16 protein-coding genes are annotated in these 14648 nt (G+C 73.0%); 10 read left to right on the top strand and 6 right to left on the bottom strand.

Features of this window, described 5'->3' with window-relative positions; all coding sequences use genetic code 11:
• Positions 1 to 21: 21 nt before the first annotated feature.
• From IO39_RS09335 to IO39_RS09325, 3 genes are all read left to right on the top strand, one after another.
• Complete coding sequence (locus IO39_RS09335; protein WP_043619403.1) at positions 22 to 591, top strand: TetR/AcrR family transcriptional regulator; 570 nt, start codon at positions 22 to 24, stop codon at positions 589 to 591.
• A gap of 202 nt (positions 592 to 793) precedes the next feature.
• A complete protein-coding gene (locus IO39_RS09330) occupies positions 794 to 1981 on the top strand; it encodes an SGNH/GDSL hydrolase family protein (RefSeq protein ID WP_043619096.1) in 1188 nt (395 codons plus the stop codon).
• A gap of 184 nt (positions 1982 to 2165) precedes the next feature.
• Entirely contained in the window at positions 2166 to 2624 is a 459-nt protein-coding gene (locus tag IO39_RS09325; protein WP_157548088.1) for a hypothetical protein, read from the top strand.
• Here the strand turns inward: IO39_RS09325 and IO39_RS09320 are convergent.
• Positions 2584 to 3609, bottom strand: a complete 1026-nt coding sequence (locus IO39_RS09320) for a rhodanese-like domain-containing protein (protein ID WP_043619090.1) — start codon at positions 3607 to 3609, stop codon at positions 2584 to 2586. The genes IO39_RS09325 and IO39_RS09320 overlap by 41 nt on opposite strands.
• A gap of 118 nt (positions 3610 to 3727) precedes the next feature.
• On the opposite strand from IO39_RS09320, the gene IO39_RS58815 reads away from it, so the two are divergent.
• The 5 genes from IO39_RS58815 (at position 3728) to IO39_RS09300 (ending at position 7334) form a co-directional block, all read left to right on the top strand.
• Positions 3728 to 4387, top strand: coding sequence for a methyltransferase family protein (locus IO39_RS58815; protein WP_052422638.1), 660 nt, complete (start codon positions 3728 to 3730; stop codon positions 4385 to 4387).
• A complete protein-coding gene (locus IO39_RS58810; protein WP_052422637.1) occupies positions 4363 to 4788 on the top strand; it encodes a methyltransferase in 426 nt (141 codons plus the stop codon). The genes IO39_RS58815 and IO39_RS58810 overlap by 25 nt, the downstream gene beginning before the upstream one ends.
• 236 nt (positions 4789 to 5024) lie before the next feature.
• Positions 5025 to 5525, top strand: coding sequence for a hypothetical protein (locus IO39_RS54225; RefSeq protein ID WP_043619087.1), 501 nt, complete (start codon positions 5025 to 5027; stop codon positions 5523 to 5525).
• A gap of 82 nt (positions 5526 to 5607) precedes the next feature.
• Entirely contained in the window at positions 5608 to 6069 is a 462-nt protein-coding gene (locus IO39_RS09305; RefSeq protein ID WP_043619085.1) for a GbsR/MarR family transcriptional regulator, read from the top strand.
• 62 nt (positions 6070 to 6131) lie between these two features.
• Positions 6132 to 7334 carry a cytochrome P450 gene (locus IO39_RS09300; RefSeq protein ID WP_043619082.1) on the top strand — a complete coding sequence of 401 codons (1203 nt, stop codon included), beginning with the start codon at positions 6132 to 6134 and terminating at the stop codon, positions 7332 to 7334.
• A gap of 78 nt (positions 7335 to 7412) precedes the next feature.
• Here the strand turns inward: IO39_RS09300 and IO39_RS09295 are convergent, their stop codons facing one another.
• Positions 7413 to 8942: an alpha-N-arabinofuranosidase gene (locus tag IO39_RS09295; protein ID WP_043619080.1), complete on the bottom strand. Its 1530-nt coding sequence runs from the start codon at positions 8940 to 8942 to the stop codon at positions 7413 to 7415.
• Between the two features lie 290 nt (positions 8943 to 9232).
• Entirely contained in the window at positions 9233 to 9877 is a 645-nt protein-coding gene (locus IO39_RS09290; RefSeq protein WP_043619077.1) for a TetR/AcrR family transcriptional regulator, read from the bottom strand.
• A gap of 149 nt (positions 9878 to 10026) precedes the next feature.
• Between IO39_RS09290 and IO39_RS09285 the strand changes: the two genes are divergently transcribed.
• Complete coding sequence (locus tag IO39_RS09285; protein WP_084772546.1) at positions 10027 to 11562, top strand: MDR family MFS transporter; 1536 nt, start codon at positions 10027 to 10029, stop codon at positions 11560 to 11562.
• 94 nt (positions 11563 to 11656) lie between these two features.
• Here IO39_RS09285 and IO39_RS09280 read toward each other — a convergent pair whose 3' ends face one another.
• The 3 genes from IO39_RS09280 to IO39_RS09270 form a co-directional block, all read right to left on the bottom strand.
• Complete coding sequence (locus IO39_RS09280) at positions 11657 to 12184, bottom strand: hypothetical protein (protein ID WP_043619074.1); 528 nt, start codon at positions 12182 to 12184, stop codon at positions 11657 to 11659.
• A gap of 106 nt (positions 12185 to 12290) precedes the next feature.
• The gene (locus IO39_RS09275; protein ID WP_043619072.1) at positions 12291 to 12644 is read right to left on the bottom strand and encodes an arsenate reductase family protein; all 354 of its coding nucleotides are present in this window, start codon (positions 12642 to 12644) and stop codon (positions 12291 to 12293) included.
• 85 nt (positions 12645 to 12729) lie between these two features.
• On the bottom strand, positions 12730 to 13326 hold the full coding sequence (locus IO39_RS09270; protein ID WP_043619069.1) for a TetR/AcrR family transcriptional regulator: 597 nt from the start codon (positions 13324 to 13326) through the stop codon (positions 12730 to 12732).
• A gap of 81 nt (positions 13327 to 13407) precedes the next feature.
• On the opposite strand from IO39_RS09270, the gene IO39_RS09265 reads away from it, so the two are divergent.
• A complete protein-coding gene (locus tag IO39_RS09265) occupies positions 13408 to 14598 on the top strand; it encodes a DUF418 domain-containing protein (protein ID WP_043619067.1) in 1191 nt (396 codons plus the stop codon).
• Positions 14599 to 14648: the final 50 nt, after the last annotated feature.

Raw genomic sequence — 14648 nt, 5'->3', positions numbered from 1 at the left:
CAGGCAACGGGAAGGGTGGTCATGGCACGAGCGGGATTGACGGCGGAGCGCCTCACCAGGGCGGGAGCCGAGCTGGCCGACGAGGTCGGCTTCGCACAGGTGACCGTGTCGGCGCTGGCCAGGCGGTTCGACGTCAAGGTCGCCAGCCTCTACTCCCACGTGAAGAGCTCCCACGACCTCAAGACCAGGATCGCCCTGCTCGCCCTGGAGGAGCTGGCCGACCGGGCCGCAGACGCGGTGGCGGGCCGGGCCGGCAAGGACGCGCTGGTCGCGCTGGCCGACGTCTACCGCGACTACGCCCGCGAGCATCCGGGCCGTTACGCGGCCGCCCAGTACAGGCTCGACACCGAGACGGCCAGGGCCAGCGCCGGCGTCCGGCACGCCCAGCTCACCCGCGCGATCCTGCGCGGCTACGACCTGACCGAGCCCGACCAGACCCACGCGGTGCGGCTGCTGGGCAGCGTGTTCCACGGTTACGTGTCGCTGGAGCTGGGCGGCGGGTTCAGCCACAGCGCCCCCGACACCCAGGAGACCTGGATCAGGACCCTGGACGCCCTCGACACCCTCCTGCGCAACTGGCCCGCCCCCTGACCCCACCGCGCCGCCCGGCCCCGCCCCCTTGACCGCACCGCATCCCACCCAGTCCGCCGGCGCCACCCCCTGGCCCCACCGCACCGCGCCCCTGACCCACCGCCCCCCAACCCACCGTCCCCGATCCCACCGCGCCACGCCCTGACCCCATCGCACCCTGCCCCTGGCCGGGCCGGTGGGCACGTATTTCTGGAAGAGCACCATGCAGAACGACTGGATCACCACGCCCATCACCGCCGGCCTGCTGCGCGGCGCCCTCGACCTGGAGCGCACCGAGCGCGGGGTGCTGCCGCACCGGCTGCCCGCCCGGGCCCGCGCGCAGTGCGCCGACCCGCAGCTGGTCATGGCCGAGTCCCAGCCCACCGGCGTACGCCTGGCCTTCCGCACCCGGGCCACCGCCGTCGAGCTGGACGCGCTGCGCACCAGCCGCGTCTTCCGGGGCGCGCCGCCCCGCCCCGACGGCGTGTACGACCTGCTCCTCGACGGCCGCCTGACCGCCCAGGCCGGCGTGAGCGGCGGCGACACCATCACCGTCGACCTGGCCACCGGCGCCGCCGAGCACCGTCCCGGCCCGCCCGGCACCGTGCGCTTCACCGGCCTGCCCGACCGGGTCAAGGACGTCGAGATCTGGCTCCCGCACAACGAGACCACCGAGCTGATCGCCCTGCGCACGAACGCCGCCGTCGAGCCCGTCCCGGACCGGGGCCGCCCGGTGTGGCTGCACCACGGCAGCTCGATCAGCCACGGCTCCGACGCCGCGAGCCCCACCACCACCTGGCCGGCCCGCGCCGCCGCGCTGGCCGGCGTGGAGCTGATCAACCTCGGCCTGCGCGGCAGCGCCCTGCTCGACCCCTTCACCGCCCGCGCCATCCGCGACACCCCCGCCGACCTGATCAGCCTGAAGCTCGGCATCAACGTGGTCAACGCCGACCTGATGCGCCTGCGCGCGTTCGGCCCCGCCGTGCACGGCTTCCTCGACACCGTCCGCGACGGCCACCCGGACACGCCGCTGCTGGTCGTCTCCCCGATCTACTGCCCCATCCACGAGGACACGCCGGGCCCCGGCGCCTTCGACCTCGACGCGCTGCGCGAGGGGCGGGTGCGCTTCCGTGCCACCGGTGACCCGGCGGAACGGGCCGCGGGGAAGCTGACGCTCACGGTGATCAGGCAGGAGCTGGCCCGCATCGTGGCGCAGCGCTCGGCCGAGGACCCGAACCTGCACTACCTCGACGGCCTCGGCCTCTACGGCGAGGCGGACTTCGCCGAGTTCCCGCTGCCCGACCTGCTCCACCCGGACGCCGCCACGCACCTGCGCATCGGCGACCGCTTCGCCGCCCTGGCCTTCGGCGCGGACGGCCCGTTCTCCGGCAGCAGGACCGTGACGGGGTGACGGCGGGGTGACGGCGGGGTGACGGCGGGGTGACGGCGAGGTGACGGCGGGCCGCTCTCTCCCCGATGCCCCGGTGGGACGATTCGGACAAGAGGGGCATCGTGCTGTAACGGCGGACACAGGCAGGCGGCCGAACGCCGTTCAGGATGGGGGCGGATCTTCCCGCACGACGAAAGGTGAAAACGTGCGTCTGCTCGCCGGGTTGACGATGACCGCCGCGCTCGCCGCCGGACTCCTGACCGCCCCGCCCGCCCTGGCCGCCCAGGCGGCCGAGAGCTTCTCCGCCGACTCGGGCGACTCGTGCCGCCGCGGGTTCACCGAGGGCACGCTCGAACGGTACGACGGGCCGGTCATCCGGCCGGCCATCCTCGTCGAGGGCCTGGTGTCCGACGAAGCGCTCCCGACCGTCTGCCAGCCCGACGGCATGCACACCCGGGCCACCTTCAGCGGCTACCGGGGCGCCGAACGGGTGGACACCGAGGCGTACAAGGTGGACGACGAGCAGAGCAAGTTCTCCTTCACCCTGTCCGACTCCACGGGCGTGCGCACCATCGACCGGGTGGTCGTGCAGGTGTGCCGCTTCAGCAACACGCCCATCGGGATCAGCTACTGCGGCAAGGCGCAGGAGTACAAGATCCCGTAACCGGCACGATCGGGTTGCCCGCGTAGTCCAGGACGACCCGGTCGCCCACCGGCTCCGCGAGCGAGACCGGATACTCGCCGAAGAGCGCGTACGCCGCCATGACGCACCCGCCGATCCCGTCCCCGGGATCGGTCACCTTCATGCCCACCACCACGCTCGTCGCGGACTCCACCGCGACGGCCTCCAGCACCGCAGGGCGGTCTCCGGGGCAGGCGCGCGGCACCTGGGCGGACACGGTGAGCGTCCGGCCCCCGTCCTTCAGCCCGACGCCGGGCAGGAAGGGCGAGGAGCGCAGCTCGCCCAGCCGCCAGAACGTCTCAGGCGCCGGCGCCGGCCAGGTCACGCTGCCGCCCGTGCCGAGGGCGAACCGCCAAGCCGGCAGCGCCGCCTTCCCCCGGTCGGTGAGGAAGGTGGCCGTGGTCAGCGCGGCCCCGGTGATCGTCGCGGGCCGGGACGGCGAGGGGCCCCGCGCCGCCCGCGCCATCGCCTCGAACGCGACCGCCGCGGAGACCACCGGCACGGTGGCCGCCCGGGTGGCGGGCGCAGCGACGGGCCCGGCCGCCGAGCCGGGCGCGGACGCCGAGCCGGGCGCGGACGCCGAGCCGGGCGCGGACATCAAGTCGGGCGCGGGCACCGAGCCGGGCGCGGGCACCGAGCCGGGCGCGGGCACCGAGCCGGGCGCGGGCACCGAGCCGGTCGGGGGGCCGTCGGGGAGGTCGGCCCGCATCGGTTCCGGCGCGTCGGCGGGCAGGTCCACGGCCGCCCGGAACGGGCCGGCCGGCTTCGCCTCCGCGCTGCGCAGCGGCAGCTCGTCCAGCACGACCAGGGGGCGCGGGTCGCGCCCGGCGGGGAAGTCCCGCCACCCCCGCACCGCCGCCTCGTCGACGGTCCTGGGCATGCCGAGAAGCGGGTCATCCCCGGCCCCGGTCGCCGCCCCGCAGGCGGTCGCCAGGAGTGACACGGCGATGAGCAGGCTCCGGCGCACGAAACCCAGTAGACCTCTCCCAGGGACCCGGGGCAATCAGCTCCACGCGGCGACAAGAAGAACAGGTCAGCAAAAATCATGGCCTGACACCTTCAGCGCCGAATGTCATAGTGAGTGCATGTCGTACGCCGACATCGACCGCCTGCTCCGCGAAGCCCGCGAGGCCTCGGGCGACAGGACGCCCGCCGACTACGTACACCGCCTGCTGATCAGCTCCTGGGACTCCCAGATCATCGTCATCGTCGCCCGGCTGCGCATCGCCGACGAGCTCGCCGCGGGGCCGCGCGCCGCCCGGGACGTGGCCGCGGCCGTCGGCGCCGACCCGGACGCCATGCTGCGCCTGCTGCGGGCCGCCGCCACGATCGGCATCATGACGGAGACCGAGCCGGACCACTACGCGCTGACGGCCGCGGGCGAATGCCTGCGCTCCGACTCCCCCACCGCCATGCGCGAGCTGGCCATCGCCTACGGCTCCCCCCAGGCGTGGCAGATGATCGGGGCCTTCGAGGAGTCGCTGCGCACCGGCCGGTCCAACGCCGAGACGGTGCTGGGCCGCTCGTTCTGGGAGCACCTCGCCGCCCATCCCGAGCAGGCCGAGCACTTCTCGCTGGCCATGGGCGAGCAGTCGGCCCGCACCTCCGCCGGCGTCGCGGCGGCCGTGGACCCCTCGGCGTACACGCGGATCGTCGACGTCGGCGGCGCGTACGGCGCGCTGCTCACCGCCCTGCTGGAGAAGGCGCCGCGGCGACCGGCGTGCTGCTCGACCGGCCGTCCGTGATCGAGGGGGCCCGCCGCCACCTGAGCGACTCGCCCTTCGCCGGCCGGATCGAGCTGGTCGGCGGCGACTTCCTGACGGAGGTGCCCAAGGGCGGCGACCTCTACCTGCTCAAGTGGATCCTGCACGGCTGGGACGACGAGCAGGCCGCCCGCATCCTCGCCGCCTGCCGGCGCGCCGCGGCGCCGGAAGCCCGGCTGCTGGTGATCGAGATGCTCCTGCCCGAGCCGTGGGCGCCGTCGCAGGCGCACCTGTACGACCTGGCCATGCTCGTGCTGTTCGGCGCCCGTGAGCGCACGTTGTCGCAGTACCGCGACCTCCTGCGCGCCGCCGGTTGGGAGCTGGAGTCGGTCACCCCGGTCTCCGGCGACTACAACGTGCTCCAGGCCGTCACCGCCCCCTGACCGCGCGGCGCCCCCCGTGCCCACGATGAGCCGGCGCGCGAAGCGCCCCCGCAGCGTGCCCCCGTCAGCGTGCCCCCGTCGGCGTGCCCCCGTCGGCGTGCCCCCGTCGGCGTGCCCCCGTCAGCGTGCAGGGTGGGCCGGGGCGGCACGCGCGGGTCCGGCAGGGGACGTAGGGTCCACATCAGCGACCAGTTCCCCGGCCGCCTCACCGCGGCCCCTGCGAGATGGAAGCGTGCATGACCGTCACTCCCGAGCAGTTGCGCGCCCTCGCGACCCGCGCCGAGGCGCTCACCGCCGAGGTCTGGACGCTGTGCGGAAACGTCCAGACCGGCCCGGCCGAACCCGGCGCGGACGCGTCCGCCCCCGCCGCGCCCGACCCGCTCGTGTCTGCCAGGCAGGCCGCGGGCCTGCTGGCGCGGGCCGCCGAGGAGCTGCAGCTCGCCGCCGCCGACCTGGCCAGGCTCCAGGTGCGGCCGTGCGGCCTGCCGTGGGGCGTGTGCCCGGAGCACGGCAACACGCTCTCCTCCCAGGCGGGCGTCTCGACGTGCCGCGTGTGCGGCCGTACGTGGGACCATGACCGGCTCCGCCGGCCGTGCCACGAGCCGGCGACGTGGAAGGTGATCGACCGGGCGGGGACGGTCACGAGGATGTGCGACGGACACGTCCTGGGCGCCCGCGCCGCCGCCGGCAACGCCACCTTCGTCCGCCTCGACCAGGAGGCCGGCTCCCAGCCCTGACCGGCGCGGCCCTTCCCTCCGCCGGGTTCGGGGCGTACATTTCGTCAAGTACGTACTTGACGATCGTTGCGGAGCTGACGCGGTGAACGATCAGGAGAGCGAGTTCGTCGACCGGATGGGCCTGCTCATGGAGCGGCTGGGCGGGACGCGCACCATGGGCCGCCTCTACGCGTGGCTCATGATCTGCGACCCGCCCCACCAGTCGCTCACCGGCCTGGCGGCCGACCTGGGCGTGAGCAAGACCGCGGTCAGCACCGTCGCCAGGCAGCTGGAGCTGAGCGGCATGATCGAGCGGGTGCCCACGCCCGCCCGCGGCCACCACTACCGGGTGACCGGCGGCGGCTGGGCATACGTCTTGCAGGTGCAGCTCGCCGCCCTGCGGCAGAGCCTGGAGACGCTCGACTTCGGGCTGTCGGTCGTCGGCGAGGAGCGGCCCGCGCAGCGGGCGCGGCTGGCGGAGACCCGTGACTTCTTCGCCTTCACCTTGCAGGACGCCGACGGCATGCTCCAGCGCTGGCGGGAACACCGCGAGCGATCGTCCTGACGTATGTCTCGATCCTTTCGAGGAGCGCGACACCAGAGGGATTCCCAACCCAAGGAGTGGCGATGGCCGACATCGTCGAACGGTACGACATCCCCGTACAACACTTCTGGCTGCACGGGCCGCGATCCGGCCCGCAGGTCGAGCACGATCCCCAGACCGGAATGTGGAACGTCTACGGCTACGCCGAGCTGCACGAGGTGCTCGGCGACCCGGCGACCTTCTCCTCCGACACCATGCGCGTGGCCCCGAAGGAGCTGATGCCCGACGCCGAGGGGCTGTCCCTGGAGGGCTTCATCACCCAGATCGACCCGCCCGAGCACGGCAAGCTGCGCAAGCTGGTCAGCAGCGCCTTCACCCGCAAGGTCGTCGCGGACCTGGAGCCGCGCATCGCCGAGCTGACCGGCGAGCTGCTCGACGCGGCGCGCGAGCGCGAGCGGTTCGAGCTGGTGCGGGACCTGGCCTATCCGCTGCCCGTCATCGTCATCGCCGAGCTGCTCGGGGTGCCGAGCGGCGATCGCGCCCTGTTCAAGGAGTGGGCGGACGCGCTGTTCCAGCGCGACTCCAAGACCCTGTTCGAGGACGCCGAGAAGCGCAGGGCCCAGACCGAGGTCACGCTCAAGGCGTGGCGGGAGATGGCCGCCTACCTCGCCGGCCACGCCGCCGAACGCCGCCGGCGGCCCCGCGCCGACCTGCTCACCAGGCTGGTCGAGGCCGAGGTGGACGGCGAGCGCCTGCCCGACGAGCAGGTGGTCAACTTCGCGATGGTGCTGCTGCTGGCCGGGCACATCACCACGACGATGCTGCTCGGCAACACGGTGCTCTGCCTCGACGCGTATCCCGAGCGGCAGGACGCGGTGCGCGCCGACCGGGAATCGGTCCCGGCCGTGATCGAGGAGTCGCTGCGCTTCCTGACCCCGTTCGCCGTGCTGGGGCGCGCCACCACGCGCGAGGTCGAGCTGGGCGGGGTGACGATCCCGGCCGACCAGCTGGTCATGTGCTGGCCGGCGGTGGCCAACCGGGACCCCCGGCAGTTCCCCGACCCGGAGGTCTTCGATCCGGGCCGCGACCCCAACCCGCACCTCGGGTTCGGCCGCGGCATCCACTTCTGCCTGGGCGCTCCCCTGGCCCGGTTGGAGGGGCGGGTGGCGCTGAACCTGCTGCTCGACCGGTTCGAGCGCCTGCGCACCGATCCGGCGGACCCGGTGGCGTTCATCCCGACGCCGTCCCTGACCGGGGTGAGCCGCCTTCCGCTGCTGCCGAAGTAGCGGCTCCCGCCCGGGCGTGCCCGATCAGGCCGGGTCACCGGCCTGATCGGGCCGGGGCACGCGCCCCCGCGTGTCCGTTCAGGCCAGGTCGCCCGTCACGGTGACGAAGGAGTGGGCGGGCAGGTGCACCCGCAGCCCGGTGGCCGTGGCGGTGACCTGGTCGTGGGCGCGCGGCGCGACCGTCTCGGGCGCGTCGGGGGTGTTGTGGTCCTGCAGCCGGCCGGCGGTGAGGATGCGGGCGCGCACGCCGGTCAGGGCGCCGCCGCGCAGGTCCAGCTCGACGTCGGCCGGCCGGTCGGCGTCGAGGTTGGACAGGGAGACGAGCACGCGGCCGTCCTTGCGGCTGGCCGACAGCGAGACGGTCGTGAGCGTGTCCGTCCCGACCTCGCGCGCGGGCGGCGCGGCGAGCAGGTCCACGCGCAGCGAGTCGGCGTCGTGGTGGCCCTTGTTCATCTCGAACACGTGGTAGGTGGGGGTGAGCACCAGGGCCTTGGTGTCGGGGTCGGTGAGGATCATGGCCTGCAGCACGTTCACGGTCTGGGCGATGTTGGCCATGACGAGCCGGTCGGCGTGCCGGTGGAAGACATCGAAGTGCACGCTCGCGACCAGCGCGTCGCGCAGGGTGTTCTGCTGGTAGAGGAAGCCGGGGTTGGTGCCGGGCTCGACGTTCCACCAGGTGCCCCACTCGTCCAGGACCAGGCCCACGTTCTTGCCGGGGTCGTAGCAGTCCATGACGTTGGAGTGGCCGGTGATCAGCTCGTCCACGTACGCGGCCTTGACCATCGTGCGGTAGTAGTCGTCGAGGTCGAACACCGTGGCGTCGCCCTTGTCCTGCCAGGTGCCGGGAACCGTGTAGTAGTGGAACGACAGCGCCTGCATGAACGCCGCCGGCCGGTAGGCGCAGCCCAGCTCGCCGAGCATCTTCATGAGCGTCTCGGTCCAGGCGTAGTCGCCGGAGTTCGCCCCGGCGGCGATGCGGTAGAGCTTGTTGTCGCCGTGGTCGCGGCTGTAGGTGCCGAACTTGCGGGCCTCGGCCGCATACTGCTCGGCGGTCATGTTGCCGCCGCAGCCCCACGCCTCGTTGCCCAGCCCCCAGAAGCGCACCCGCCACGGCTCCTCGCGCCCGTTGGCCTTGCGCAGCCGCACCATCGGCGAGTCGCCCTCGCGGGTGAGGTACTCCACCCACTCGCTCATCTCCCGCACGGTGCCGGAGCCGACGTTGCCGCTGATGTACGGCTCCGCCCCCAGCAGCTCGCACAGCGCCATGAACTCGTGCGTGCCGAAGTGGTTGTTCTCCTCGACGTTGCCCCAGTGGGTGTTGACCATCGCGGGCCGCCGCTCCTTGGGCCCGATGCCGTCCATCCAGTGGTATTCGTCGGCGAAGCAACCGCCCGGCCAGCGCAGGTTGGGGATGTTCAGCGCCTTGAGCGCCGCCACGACGTCCAGCCGGATGCCGCCCTCGTGCGGCAGGTCGCTGTCCTCGCCCACGTAGAACCCGCCGTAGATGCACCGCCCCAGGTGCTCGGCGAAGTGACCGTAAAGGTGCCGGCTGATCACCGGCCCCTTGACGTCGAGGTTGATCACGGCGGGCACGACTGTGGTGCTCATCTCTACCTACCTTGGCTTCAGGCGCGATCGTCGATCAGGCGAAGGAAACTGTATCGATACAACATCCTCTGTCAAGGGAGGGAGAACACCTGACGGAAACCGCGCATCCGCTGTACGGCGCCGCGCGCATCGGCCAGCATGGACGGTGTCCACGGCCGAGGGGAGACGCCCGTGCCGACCAGACTGTCCTACTCCGACGCGGTCAAGCTGCTGGGCGGCCCGCACAGCGGGCTGGTCGCGGCGCTGGACAAGCTGACCGCTCCGGCCGGACCCGCGCCCGTGGGCGGCGGTCAGGCGAAGGGGCGGGCGATCTGGTCGAGGGCCAGGGCGACGAGCTCGTGCAGGTCGCGCGTCTCGTCCTCGGCGCACCACCACTGGGTGCCCACGCGCAGCGCGGCCAGGAACGCGGCCGTGATGAGCTGCGGCTCGACACTGGCCGCCCCTCCCCCGGCCTGCCCGGCCGCCCCTCCCCCGGCCTGCCCGGTCGCCCCGGAGCCCGGCGTCACCCGCTCGGCCACCGCCCGGCTCAGCTCGCGCTCCAGCCTGACGCGGCCGGCCATCTGCCTGGCCAGTAGGCTCGGGTGGCGCAGGGCGAGGCGGGCGCGCAGGTGCCACTCCCTGTCGGCGGGGCCGGTCTCGGCGTAGAGGCCCTCCAGCGCGGCGCGCAGCGCCTGCCACGCCGTCCGGCCGGGCGGCTCCTCGCGGACCCGCCTGACCAGGGTGTTCAGGAGCTGCTCGTCGCCGTACAGCAGCGCGTCCTCCTTGCCGTCGAAGTAGTTGGAGAACGTGCGCCGCGAGATGTTGGCGGCGTCGGCGATGGCCTCGACGGTGACGTTGTCGAGGCCGTGCTCGACGGCCAGCCGCAGCGTGGCCTCGTGCACCGCCTGGCGCGTCTCGGCCTTCTTGCGCTCACGCAGACCTGCTGTGGTGCTCATGATGCGGCCAGCTTACCCAATGGGAATAAATGCTCAAAGCGCAAAGTTGCCCAATGAGCATGTAAGGTGTCCGGGTTGCATCCCTTCCATCCCTGAAACGGAGGTTGCGCGTGAGTGCACAGCCGGCAGCGCCGTCCACGGCGGAGCCGATGACCCACCGCCAAGTCCTCGAAGCTCTCAGCGGCCTGCTGCTCGTCCTGTTCGTCGCCATGATCAGCGGCACCATCGTCTCGGTGGCGCTGCCGCAGATCATCGGCGCGCTGGAGGGCAGCCAGTCGCAGTACACCTGGGTCGTCACGGCGTCACTGCTGGCCTCGACCGCCTCGACGCCCATCTGGGGCAAGCTCGCCGACCTGTTCAACAAGAAGCTGCTGCTCCAGATCGCCATCGTGATCTTCATGGTCAGCTCGCTGGCCTGCGGGCTGGCGCAGAACACCGGCCAGCTCATCGCCTTCCGCGCCGTACAGGGCCTGGGCATGGGCGCGCTGCAGATCCTCGCGCAGGTCATCATCGCCGCGATGATCTCCCCGAAGGAGCGCGGCCGCTACAACGGCTACCTCGGCGCGGTCATGGCCGTGGCCACCGTCGGCGGCCCGCTGCTCGGCGGCCTCATCGCCGACACCTCCTGGCTCGGCTGGCGCTGGTGCTTCTTCGTCGCGGTGCCCTTCACCATCGCCGCCTTCGCGCTGCTGGCCAAGACGCTGCGCCTGCCGACCGTGCGGCGCACCGACGTGAGCATCGACTACTGGGGCGCCACGCTCATCGCCGCCGGCGTCAGCGTCCTGCTCCTGTGGGTCACGTTCGTGGGCAACTCCTTCGACTGGCTGTCCTGGCAGACCGCGGCCATGGCCGGCGGCGGCGTGCTGCTGCTCGCCGTGGCGACCTGGGTCGAGTCGCGGGTCAAGGAGCCGGTCGTGCCGCTGCACGTCATCAGCCGGCGCACGCCCGCCCTGGCCATCCTGGCCAGCCTCGCCGTCGGCATGGCCATGTTCGGCGGCTCGGTCTTCCTCGGCCAGTACTTCCAGATCGGCCGGGGCTACGGCCCCACCGCCGCCGGGCTGCTGACCATCCCCATGATGGTGGGCGTCCTGCTGTCGTCCACGATCAGCGGCAGGATGGTCTCCAACAGCGGCCGCACCAAGCCCTACATCCTCGTCGGCCTGGTCGTCCTGCTGGCGGGCTTCGCCGGGCTGGCCACCATCGACCACGAGACCTCGCTGGTGCTGATCTCGGCGTACATGCTGGCCGTGGGCGTCGGCGTGGGCATGTCGATGCAGAACCTCGTGCTGGTCATCCAGAACACCGTCCCGCTCAGCGAGATCGGCGCCGCCAGCGGCGCGGTGACCTTCTTCCGCTCGCTCGGCGGCACGGTCGGCGTCTCGGTGCTCGGCGCGGTGCTCGCCAACCGGGTCGCGACCAGCATCACGGAGGGCCTGGCCAGGGCCGGCATCCTCGCCGGTGGCGACGCGGCGACCGGCAGCCTGAACATCGCCGCCCTCCCCGAGCCCGTCAAGGAGATCGTCCGGGCCGCGTACGGCGACGCGACCGGCCACATCTTCCTCATCTCGGCGGCCATCGCCGTCGTGGGCCTCGTCGCCGCGGCCTTCCTCAAGCCGGCCCGCCTCCGCGACAGCCTCGACCTGCCGGAGCAGGCCCCCAGGCAGGAGGCCGTCAGCACCGCCTGACCACCGCCTGAGCACCGACTGAGCACCGCCTGAGCCGGCGGCCGCGTGCTGCGGCTGCCGTGTCAGCCGGCGGCCGTGTCAGCCGGCGACCGTGTCAGCCGGCGGCCGTGTCGCCCGCCTCGCCGACCGCCCGGCGGGCGGTGAAGAGCAGACGCTCGAACGGGCGCCCCACGTAGCCCATCGCCCGCGGCCCGGCCGGAATGGTGGCGGGGGCCGGACGGTAGTGCAGGAAGGTGTAGCCGAGGCGCCAGGCCAGCAGCCCGTCCGTGGCGATCTGGTCACCCACGATCATCCCCGGCCGCGGGAGGCCGCGATAGTGCCGCGACCGGAACGGCTTGCCCGCGTCGGCGACGTAGCGGATCTCCAGGCCCGCCCTGGCCGGCGCGGCGGCGGGGCGGCGGCTGGAGTTGGTGGCGAAGGCCACCGCCCGCACGGACGGCATCGCCGCCATGTCGTCGAGCACGCGCGCCACCCCCGACTCCAGATCCGCGGCGCCGTTGCGCCAGTAGCTCACCAGGGGCTCCACGTCGAAGATCACGCAGGCCGGGCTCTCGTCGGCGACGTGGCGCAGGACCTCGGCCCACGACGTGATCTGCTGGGTGTGCACGCGACTGACCCACATGGCACCATCTTCCGGAATCCGCCGCGCCTCCGGCAGGTTCTCCGGAGATAGGTCACCCTCTCAGCAGCTTCTCCGGAGACCGTCCCTCGCCTCGAAGGCGGGCCGCTCACAACACCGAGCGCACGGCCTCTTCGGAGCGGCCGATCACGGCCGAGCCGTCGTCGGCCGTGATGATCGGCCGCTGGATCAGGATCGGGTTCTGCGCCAGCGCCCTGATCCACCTGTCGCGGGAGGCCGCGTCGCGCGGCCAGTCCGCCAGGCCCAGCTCCGCCGCGCGCGCCTCGCCGGTGCGCGTGATGTCCCACGGTTCGAGGCCGAGCCTGCCCAGCACCTCACGGAGTTCGGGCTCGCTCGGCGGATCCTCCAGGTAGTGGCGCACGGTGTACTTGGCGGCCTCGGCGTCCAGGATGGACAGGGCCGAGCGGCACTTCGAGCACGCGGGATTGATCCAGATCTCCATGACCCATGACCGTACCGGTAACGGAGCTTTCCTCTGGGAGATCCGATCACGGTCTACCGGAACGTGATCATCCGCCGCCGCGCCGTCACCTCTCGCCGAGTCCGAGCGCCGGCAGGATCGCCTGGTCGACGATGTCCGCCAGGTCGTCGTCGCCGGGCGGGGGCCCCGCGTCGATCAGCCGTTTGAGCACCAGCGCCTCGCCGATGTCGAGCACGACCCTGGTGAGCCGCCGGGCGGGGAAGTGGCCGCGCTCGGCGTAGTGCCGCAGCACGGTGGCGGTGAACGTGCCGCCGCGGCCGGCGAAGACCTTTTCGTACAGGGGCTCGGAGATCATCTCGTAGCCCTTGGGATCGGTGAGGCTGATCGCGACCGCCCGGCCGGCCGGGCTGCGCGCCCACTCGACCATCAGGCGCAGCGCCCGGATCAGGTCGCCGCGCAGGTCGTCGGAGCCGGGTGTCGGCTCCTCGACCGGATGCGCGTGGTAGAGCGCGTCGACGAGCACCTCGACGGGGTCCGACCAGCGGCGGTACAGCGTCGTGCGGGGCGTCGCCGCCCGCCTGGCGATGCCCTCCATGGTCAGCCGCCCGACGCCGGCCTCCGCCACCTCCTCCAGCACCGCGGCGTGGATCGCCTTGATCAGCTCCTCGCCGCGCCGCCGCGTCCGGCCGCCGCCCTCACTCATCGCGTCTCCTCTTTAGCCACAGTCATGTATCTTATCCGGGAACCTAAGCTACACCCATGTATCTAATTCCTGGGGAGTCTCATGTCCACATCCGCCCCCGCGCCCGTCTCCGCGCCGGGCCGCGCCCGGCACGCCACACCGCTCGCCGGGCGATCCCTCGCCCCCGACCTCGCGCGCGGCTTCATGCTGCTGCTCATCGCGGTGGCGCACGCGCACATGTACCTGTCGGGCCACCCCTCGGGTTTCCGCGGCTACACGCTGGACGGCACCGCGCTCGACCGGGTCGTGGCCGGGGTCCAGATCCTCCTCGTGGACGGCCGGGCGCTGCCGATGTTCGCGGCGCTGTTCGGCTACGGGCTGGTCCAGCTCGCCGCCCGGCAGGTCGCCGGCGGCGCGAGCTGGCCCGAGACGCGGCGGGTGCTGCGGCGGCGCAGCCGGTGGCTGCTGGCCTTCGGGTTCTGCCACGCGCTCCTGCTCTTCTTCGGCGACATCCTGGGCGCCTACGGCCTGGTCGGGCTGCTGTTCATCGGCTTCATCCGGCGCAGCGACCGGGCGCTGGCCTGGGCGGCCGGCGTCGGGGCCGTCCTGCACGTCGTCGTGGTCGCGCTGCTCGGGGTGCTCACCGTGACCGCCGAGAAGGGCGACACGCCCGCGGCCATGGCCGATCCCCTCGAGGCCGCGATGATGCGGATGATCGGCTGGTCCGGGATGACGCCCACGTACTTCCTGGTGAGCGTCGTGCCGGCGTTCATGCTCGGCATCTGGGCGGCGCACCGTCGGCTGCTGGAGGAGCCCGGGGCGCACCCGGCCCTGCTGGCGCGGATCGCCGGCGTGGGCACGGCGATCGCGGTCGCCGGCGCGGTGCCGATGACGCTGATCGACACCCGGCTGTGGACGGCTTCCGACGCGGTCTCCGTGTCCGCGTACGCGCTGCACAGCGTCACCGGCATCGCCGGCGGGCTGGCCTACGCCGCGCTGGTCGGGCTCGTGGTGGCCCGCTGGGAGCGCGGCAGGCGGCGGCACGGCGTGGTGGCCCGGGCGCTGGCCGCGTGCGGGCAGTGGTCGCTCACGTGCTACCTGCTCCAGTCGGTGGTGTTCGTCCTGCTGTTCGCGCCCTACCTGGGCGGCCTGTCCACCCGGGTCGGCGACGCCGCCGCCTCCGGCATCGCCGTGCTCACCTGGCTGGGCACCGTGGTCCTCGCCGCCGTGCTGTCGCGTACGGGCCGGCGCGGCCCCGCGGAGACCGCGCTGCGGCGCCTGACCTACCGCTGAGCCGCCCCCCGCGCCCCCCGCCCCTGGAAGCGGTCGAGATCGGGTCAGCA

The sequence above is a fragment of the Nonomuraea candida genome (assembly GCF_000725485.1).
GTDB classification, from domain to species: domain Bacteria; phylum Actinomycetota; class Actinomycetes; order Streptosporangiales; family Streptosporangiaceae; genus Nonomuraea; species Nonomuraea candida.
This window is presented reverse-complemented; position numbering and strand designations above follow the sequence as displayed.

Coding starts and splice junctions, on each gene's coding strand:
- IO39_RS09335 (WP_043619403.1), top strand. CDS start 22: ATGGCACGAGCGGGATTGACGGCGGAGCGCCTCACCAGGGCGGGAGCC.
- IO39_RS09330 (WP_043619096.1), top strand. CDS start 794: ATGCAGAACGACTGGATCACCACGCCCATCACCGCCGGCCTGCTGCGC.
- IO39_RS09275 (WP_043619072.1), bottom strand. CDS start 12,644: ATGGAGATCTGGATCAATCCCGCGTGCTCGAAGTGCCGCTCGGCCCTG.
- IO39_RS09290 (WP_043619077.1), bottom strand. CDS start 9,877: ATGAGCACCACAGCAGGTCTGCGTGAGCGCAAGAAGGCCGAGACGCGC.
- IO39_RS09270 (WP_043619069.1), bottom strand. CDS start 13,326: ATGAGTGAGGGCGGCGGCCGGACGCGGCGGCGCGGCGAGGAGCTGATC.
- IO39_RS09295 (WP_043619080.1), bottom strand. CDS start 8,942: ATGAGCACCACAGTCGTGCCCGCCGTGATCAACCTCGACGTCAAGGGG.
- IO39_RS09280 (WP_043619074.1), bottom strand. CDS start 12,184: ATGTGGGTCAGTCGCGTGCACACCCAGCAGATCACGTCGTGGGCCGAG.
- IO39_RS58815 (WP_052422638.1), top strand. CDS start 3,728: ATGTCGTACGCCGACATCGACCGCCTGCTCCGCGAAGCCCGCGAGGCC.
- IO39_RS54225 (WP_043619087.1), top strand. CDS start 5,025: ATGACCGTCACTCCCGAGCAGTTGCGCGCCCTCGCGACCCGCGCCGAG.
- IO39_RS09285 (WP_084772546.1), top strand. CDS start 10,027: ATGACCCACCGCCAAGTCCTCGAAGCTCTCAGCGGCCTGCTGCTCGTC.
- IO39_RS09265 (WP_043619067.1), top strand. CDS start 13,408: ATGTCCACATCCGCCCCCGCGCCCGTCTCCGCGCCGGGCCGCGCCCGG.
- IO39_RS09300 (WP_043619082.1), top strand. CDS start 6,132: ATGGCCGACATCGTCGAACGGTACGACATCCCCGTACAACACTTCTGG.